This window comes from Euzebyales bacterium (assembly GCA_036374135.1).
Lineage (GTDB): Bacteria > Actinomycetota > Nitriliruptoria > Euzebyales > JAHELV01 > JAHELV01.
Map to the genome: position 1 here is coordinate 125,232 of DASUUK010000065.1, position 7,258 is coordinate 132,489.

The following is a 7,258-nucleotide window of genomic DNA, read 5'->3' on the forward strand; positions in this document are numbered from 1 at the left end:
ATGGGCGTGGTTGTTCGGCGACGTACTGTCGACCCGCCGTAGATAGACCACCGACGTTCTGACTAGTTCCTCTTTCGCAGGCTGCAGCGGTCTGTTACACCTTGATGCCGGAGCGTCGCGGAGGTTCGCAGGGTTGGGCGGCCAGCGGTGCGGTCGACCCCTCCGGCACTGCGGCGACATCAGGCGCATGACGGCAAGGGGGCGTGGTGATGATGATCCGACGACGTACGTTCGTACTCTGGCTGTGCATCACGGCGGTGCTGCTGGTCGCAGCACCGGTGGCCGCACAGCAACCCCAGAGCACACCGAACGGTCCGTGGCCCACCGACGAGCAGACGATCTCGTTGGAGGGCCTGCGCAGCTACGAGCAGCTGTGGTCGACGCTCGAGCAGGTCGAAGCGACGGCGAAGGGTGCCTTCGATCTGTCACCCGCGCCGCGCCAGAGCAACCTCGGGCGCGACATCCCGGTCGTGACGATCGGCGACGGCGACAAGGACATCATGATCATCGCTCAGCAGCACGGTGACGAGTACGTCGTGAGCGAGGCGATGATCGACCTGGTGCGGACGCTGTCGAACAACTCGGCGGCCTCACGCGCCATCCGTGACGAGGTCACCCTGACCGTGGTTCCCAGGGTCAACGTCGACGGCTTCGATGGTGACGTGACCGATGCCTTCGGCAACACGACGCCGTGGCGCCAGAACTACGACCCGTTCTGTGTCGACGGCCCGTGCCCGCCCTTCTACCAGCGCGGACGCGGCTACGACATCAACCGCTACCACTCGTACTTCCCCGAGGCGGACGTAGATCCGTACGACCCGAGCCAGCCGAACCCGGTGCCCGAGGCGCTGGCGATGCGGCTGCTGTTCGATGAGCGCGACCCGCTGGTCGTCATCGACTTCCACCACCAGGGCTCCTACGTCGACGACGACGGGGACCTGATCACGGGTTCGACGCTGTGGCCGAACGCTACCGAGGCCGCTGCCGACCTGGGGGTCGAGGCGCAGTTCGCCGAAGCGGTCGAGCTGGCCAAGCGGGTCGTATCTACCATGATCACCGAGCTCGACCAGTACGGCTACGCCAACATCACCAAGTACCCGGGGACGACGACGCCCGGCATCGCCCGCAACGCGTACGGGCTGCTCGGCGCGGGGTCGGTCCTGTTCGAGATGCGGGGCGGCATCGGGCAAAAGTCCAACGGCTACATCACCCGCACGGCGTACAACGCGGCCCTGTCCGTGGTGAGCGCGCTGGCGGACGACTCGCTGTTCTCCGCCGACATAGGCGTGGCCGAGTCGCTGCCGGAGCGCGGCGACTTCATCAGCGCCCCGAACGACGAGGAGCACGCGGGCTGATCCATCCGCGCCCTGAACGACGAGGAGCAAGCGGGCTGATCCATCCGCACACCGGTGCCCGGCGGCAACCGCCGGGGACCGCGTGTGTGGTCAGCCGCCGGTGGCCCGCGTCCAGCGGATCCAGAGCGCCTACGACCGATAGCCAGGCCCACGCCACTGGCACAGCACTGGCAACTCCGCTTGCGTGTCCGCTGGCAATCTGCTGGCACGGCCGGAGAGTCCGTGCCAGCGGACTGCAAGTTCGCTGGCATCCGCGGTCTAGACCGTGCCAGTGATCTGCAAGTTTCCGGATCCGGCACTCTGGCGCGTGCCAGCGGAGTGCAAGTTCGGCCGGTAGGCGGCCGACCCCAAGGTTCAGACGCCCACGCTGGATGACGAGCCGGAGAAGAGCGCTGGCGTAATCAGTCCGACGTAACGCTCGCTGACGCCGACCGCGTCAGCGATGGAAGGTGAACGGCACGGCCACGGGCCGGCAAGCGCCGCCTGCCGTCACGAGGCGGCGGGCTCGGGCGCCTCGATGTGTACGGTGCGCTCCACCAGAGCGGGCCAGTCCGTGATGACGTCCCGCACGGCGTGAGCGACCGGTGGTACGCGTGGTCGACGGAGTCGGCGGCAACGTAGCCGCAGAACTCGACGACTCCGGTCGTCAACGTCACGCCGACGTCGAAGTCGTGCACGTCGTCGGGGTCAGCGAGGTCGGCCAGCCCGTCGGTGACCGCGTCGACGGCGGCGTCCAGGACGTCACTGCGCAGCGGCACGACCACGGTCCGCGCGACGTAGTAGCTGCCCACGACCGACTCCCCGACGAGATCATCGCAGCCTACCCTGCCGCCCCCGCACGGCACGGGTTGGGCGTTGTCGAGCTGATCACCTGGGCTGAGGCGACGGTGGGCGTCCCGGGCGCGCTCGTTCGGCGGCCGACGCCCCGTAGCGTTGCAGCATCTGCGGCGACCGCCACCCGGCCAGGCGCATGAGGTCGTCGTCGGAGCCGCCCGCCGCCTTCCACAGATGCGCGAACGTGTGGCGGAACATGTGCGGATGCACCTTCACGCCCGCATCCCGACCGCGGCGGGTGAGACGTTCGCGTGCTTGTGGCGGCCGCGGACGCGCAGGTAGCGGTCGAGCGCCTGGCCGGTCTTGGCACCGAACGGGCACGACCGCGGCCGGCGGCCCTTGCCCATCACCACGGCGACCTCACAGTCCATGTCAAGGTCGGCGACGGTCAGCCCGGTCATCTCGGCCAGCCGCATCCCGGTGTCGAGGAACAGCCGGATGATCGCGGTGTCGCGTCGTTCGGTGAACCCCGACCCCTTGCACGCGGCCAGCAGCGCCTTCAGCTGATCGCGCGACAGCACCGGCACCGGCTCCTCGGGCACCTTCGGCGCCTGCATCCCGGCCATCGGATCCGCCGACAGTCCATCCTCGGCAGTCAGCCACTTGGTGAACTGCTGCAACGACCGGTAGGCGGAACGCCACCGTCGCCGGCTTCCACCGCGCGGCCTGATCGGCGAGGTAGTCCTCGATCAACGCACGATCCAGGTCGGCGTGGCCGTGCCGGCGGGCGAACGCGGCCAGCTCCTCGGCGCTGTCGGTGTAGGTCTCGACCGTCCGCGCCGAGCGGTTCCGCGCCCGCAGGCTGCGTGACCACTGCCGCAACAGCGACGCCCAACACGGTCCGGCTCGAACAGATCGCTCATACCGCGTCAGCCCCTTCGACGAGCCCGTCCACGACCTCCCGCGTGGAACCGACGTGTCGAAGTGTGCGCTGACGCAGCGGTGTGCTTGCCCGAAGAAGGCGGGGCTGTTGGCTAGACCTGCTTGGTAGAGGCGGATTGTGGGCCCAGCCTCCGCTGGTTTGGTCGGACCTGCCACCGGTGAGGCGGATCCCGGGCGACCGACGGAGCGCTGCGGTACCAGGACGCGCTGGGCGTCACGTACCCGAAGATCCGGCCGCCATATCGAGGCGGTCCAGGTGAGGTTCGATGCGCCTCATCGCGCTCTTACATGCTCGACGCGCGTCGTGGACTATCCGGCTCGGCGTGGTGACGGTCAGCGTCGACCGTGTGCGCGCCGAGTTCACTCAGCACGCGTGATGCGAGCCGGATCGAGGCGGCGTCGCCGGCGTCGAGCAGCGACAGAGCGGCCGCGTAGCGGCAGTCGCGTTCGGACCACCACTGCGCGGCAGCGGCGTGTCGGCCGGTGGCCTGCAGGACGTACGGTTCGGCCACATCCTCGGGCAGCGCGTCGGTCACTGCTGCCCGGTACCGCCACGCGGCGAGCGGTCCGATCATCCATGTCGCGCCGCGGGCAAGCGCCAGCTCCCAGCAGTGTTGCGTGATCCGCGGGATCTCGTCGCTGCGATGTCCCAGCCACGCGATCTCGGAGCGTGCCACCACGGGCGGCACCATGCGCTCGAGCTCGTCGGTGGACGCGGCGAGATCGTCGGCGAGGTCGAGCGCCCGGGACGGGTCGCCGCTGCCTGTGCGTGCCTCAAGCAGCGCAGTGACGCTCAGCGCGAGGATGCGCGGCACCGTCGACGTCCGCGGGTAGCGCAGCACGAGGTCGGCGTGCTCTGCCGCCTGCTGCCAGTCGCCGGTGTCGAGTGAGACCACCGACCGGTACGCCCGCACATAGAACAGCATCAGCTCGTGTCCCAGCTCGCGGCACATCTCCTCCGCCCGGTCGAGCGTCCTGGTGGCGTCCGCGTACTCGTGTCGCCTGACCGCGCTGACGGCCCGGTTGAGCAGCGCTCGAGTCACGTGCTCGTCGAGGCCCGCCGCGGCGGCTGCAGCTATACAGTCGTCGAAGCCGGCACGCGCCGCCGGGTCACCCGCCAGCGCGGCGATGGTGGCCAGGTTGGTGCGCGCGTGGACGCCGATCGCGACATCCCCGAGCGCGTCCGCGACCTCGATCGCGCGGCCACTCCACCGCGTCGTCTGCTCGATGTCATCGGCGTTCATTGCCAGCTGCGCGATGTTGCTGTACGTCATGCCCAGCTGCGAGCCGACCGGCAGCCGCTCCAGCAGCTCGACCGCTCGCCGGGCGCGGTCCATCGCCTCGCGCGTGCGACCGGGACACCACAGGAACTGCGACAGCTGCCGCAGCGCCTCACCCTGGCGTTCCAGGTCGCCGAGCCGCCGGTACAGCCACACCGGCTGTTCCATGGCGTCGATCGCGCACGCGTTCTGGTCGGTCAGGTAGCACGAGCGGGCCCGTTGCTCGAGCACGTCGGCGCGCGCGGACGGTTCGAGCGCGTCGGCGTGACGCAGCACACTGGCGAAGTGCGACGCGGCCTCACGGTGCGCTCCCATCCGCGCGGCCTCCCGACCGGCGGCGTCGGCGAATCGCAGGACCGCGTCGACGTCGCCCGCGGCCTCCGCATGATGTGCGAGCTGCGCCAGGTCGCGTCGATGCGCCGGCGACGATGCGAGCGCCGCGAGCACGCGTCGATGCACGGCGCGCCGCCGATGCGCCGGCGTCGCCTCGGCGACCGCACGCCTGGCCAGTTCGTGGCGGAACGCGACTCGTGATGGACCGGCCACGACCAGACCCGACGCCAACAGGCGTCGAGATTGCCGATCTCGACGCCCGCGATCTTCGCCAGCTCATCCACGTCAACGCGGGGCGGCACGGCCGCGACTGCTTCCAGCACGATGCGAGCCGGCTCGTCGAGCGCGCTCGCGCGCCCGAGGACCAGCTGCCGAACGCTCGTGGGCACCTCGTCGGTCGCCGACGCCAGCAGTTCGACAACGAAGAGGGGGTTACCGCCGGTCACCGCATGGACGTGCGCGCCGTCGCGGCCGTGCTGAGTGGCCATTCCGGTCACGGCCGACACCGACAACGGGTCCAGGGAGAGCTCGCAAACCCCAGGACTCGTCGCGAGCTCGCCGAGCACACGGCGCAGCGGATGGGTCAGGTGAACCTCGTCGTCGCGGTAGGTGAACACGAGCAGCGCGGGAACCGAGGCCACCCGTCGCCCCAGGAGGCGAACCACGTCCAGCGTCGCCTCGTCCGCCCAGTGCAGGTCCTCCAGGACCAGCACGGACGGCGCGGTCGCGCACAGTTCCCTCGAAAGCTCAGCAGCGACGTCGTAGGGCTGCGCTCCAGCACGCACCGCAGCGCGCAGCCTGCCACCGACGGCGTCGGCCACGTCCCGGATCGGCCCGAGCGGCCGCGGCGTGAACAGCGGGTCGCACGCACCACACAGGACGCGGTGATGCCCCGGCCGGTCGTCGCAGAAGGTCCGGATCAGCGCCGTCTTGCCGATGCCGGCCTCGCCGCGCACGATCGCGAGCCGACCCCCTTCCCGGACGACGACGTCGGCGAGCAGGTCGCCGAGCGCCCCCAACTGGGCGTCGCGTTCGACGAGTGGTGTGCCGTCGGCGTCACCCTTACCGCGGATGACCGGACCCGCTCGTGCGTTGAGCGTTCGACCGGGCTGCGACGACGCATCGTCGGCTGTCGCACCGCTGACGAGCCGACCTTCCAGGAGCATCAGATGCAACTGTTCATGGACGTGCACGAGCACATCGACGGACTGACCGCCGAGGCGGTCGCGCAGGCGCACCAGCGCGACCTCGAGGTGCAGGAGCGCTACGGCGTCGAGTACCGGCGCTACTGGTTCGACGAGGGCTCGGGCAAGGTGTTCTGCCTCGTCGCCGCACCCGACGCCGACACAGCCACTGCCGTGCACCGCGAGGCCCACGGTCTGGTCGCCGACGCGGTGATCCCCGTGACCGAGGGCCACTGATCCCACGATGACGAACGAGGAGATGACAATGACACGAACGACGATCACCGTGGCGCTTGCGCTGGCCATCGTCGCGGTCTTGGCACCGACAGCGCACGCAGACCCGTCCTTCGATACGTTCGACGCCAAGGACGGGTGGATCTGCGGCACCAACGAAGGCCTCGTGGACGACCACTGCCTGAACGCCCGCTCCCGCGGAAAGGCGCTCAACATCAAAGTGTTCGCGCCCGACCCGCGCGGACCGCAGGAGTCGGCGAGCTTCGATGCAAAGTTCGACGACCGGCCGTGCCCGCACGACAGCGGTTCCGACGATGGCACATGGTGGGAGTTCGCCGACGGCCTCTACGTCTGCCACCACTCCGGCACACAGCCGTGATCCGCCGCCCGCGCAGCTGCGGTGCTCCACGCCTGGCATCCGGTACCGCATCTGCGCCCCGGTCGACGGGTTCGCCGAGTGCGGCCATTGCGAGTTCACGGCTCACGTGCGCCGGTGGGTACGCGGAGATGTGGTCTGACCTGCGGCGATGCATGCTGTGACGACTCCCCCATCGGCGCCGACGAACCGATGCATGGCACACCCATGGCACACCTACAGGAAACGAGTGGCCACGAGTGACGGGTCAACCGGCACCGGTGCTACGAGGGCGCAGGCCACGTGAGCAGTCTGCCGTTCTCGGCATCGATCACCCGCGGCCAGGGAACCGCTTGTCCATGGCGGAGCCTGGGCGGCTCCGCCGCGGACATAGCTCCTGATGGTTCACATGTGGTCGGTGCCGGTCGATTGTGCATGCTGCACAGCGTTCCACGGACGAGCGGCGTGCTGATGGTCCGGCCTGGGCCGCACAATCCCGGTGACAGGTCAAGGTCGCTGTATCCGGACGGCGTCCGAGCGGGCGAGGTCCTTGCTGCTTGCCGTACGGGGAGCGGCCTGCCTATGTCGATTCCGGCTCCCAGGGAGTCGTCAGCTGGAAGTAGTTGCCGTCCGGATCGGCGAACGTGCACATGACCATCCCGCCGCCCCCGGGTTCATAAGGTTCGGCGACGACCTCGGCGCCCAGTGCCTTGATGCGTTCGAACTCGCCGTTCACGTCCGCGGTGGCGAAGTTGAGCATGATGCGCCCGGGCTGGGGGTTCTTGCCCTTGACCTCACTGT

General features: G+C 69.4%; 7 protein-coding genes. 3 read left to right on the forward strand and 4 right to left on the reverse strand.

Annotated elements, in window-relative coordinates; translation table 11 throughout:
- The first annotated feature begins 209 nt into the window (after nucleotides 1-209).
- Nucleotides 210-1,355, forward strand: coding sequence for a M14 family zinc carboxypeptidase (locus tag VFZ70_10405; GenBank protein ID HEX6256207.1), 1,146 nt, complete (start codon nucleotides 210-212; stop codon nucleotides 1,353-1,355).
- 867 nt (nucleotides 1,356-2,222) lie between these two features.
- Here VFZ70_10405 and VFZ70_10410 read toward each other — a convergent pair.
- The 3 genes from VFZ70_10410 to VFZ70_10420 form a co-directional block, all read right to left on the reverse strand.
- Entirely contained in the window at nucleotides 2,223-2,405 is a 183-nt protein-coding gene (locus VFZ70_10410; protein ID HEX6256208.1) for a site-specific integrase, read from the reverse strand.
- Entirely contained in the window at nucleotides 2,402-2,755 is a 354-nt protein-coding gene (locus tag VFZ70_10415) for a tyrosine-type recombinase/integrase (GenBank protein HEX6256209.1), read from the reverse strand. Before VFZ70_10415 ends, VFZ70_10410 begins: the two co-directional genes overlap by 4 nt.
- A gap of 600 nt (nucleotides 2,756-3,355) precedes the next feature.
- Nucleotides 3,356-4,897, reverse strand: a complete 1,542-nt coding sequence (locus VFZ70_10420) for a hypothetical protein (protein HEX6256210.1) — start codon at nucleotides 4,895-4,897, stop codon at nucleotides 3,356-3,358.
- Between VFZ70_10420 and VFZ70_10425 the strand changes: the two genes are divergently transcribed.
- Together VFZ70_10425 and VFZ70_10430 are read left to right on the forward strand one after the other, a co-directional pair.
- The gene (locus tag VFZ70_10425; GenBank protein ID HEX6256211.1) at nucleotides 4,885-6,105 is read left to right on the forward strand and encodes a DUF4242 domain-containing protein; all 1,221 of its coding nucleotides are present in this window, start codon (nucleotides 4,885-4,887) and stop codon (nucleotides 6,103-6,105) included. The two genes, VFZ70_10420 and VFZ70_10425, sit on opposite strands and share 13 nt — an antisense overlap.
- Before the next feature lie 7 nt (nucleotides 6,106-6,112).
- Complete coding sequence (locus VFZ70_10430) at nucleotides 6,113-6,481, forward strand: hypothetical protein (protein HEX6256212.1); 369 nt, start codon at nucleotides 6,113-6,115, stop codon at nucleotides 6,479-6,481.
- Between the two features lie 556 nt (nucleotides 6,482-7,037).
- Here VFZ70_10430 and VFZ70_10435 read toward each other — a convergent pair.
- Nucleotides 7,038-7,258, reverse strand: a 221-nt coding sequence (locus VFZ70_10435; protein ID HEX6256213.1) for a VOC family protein, incomplete at its 5' end; no start/stop codon positions are given.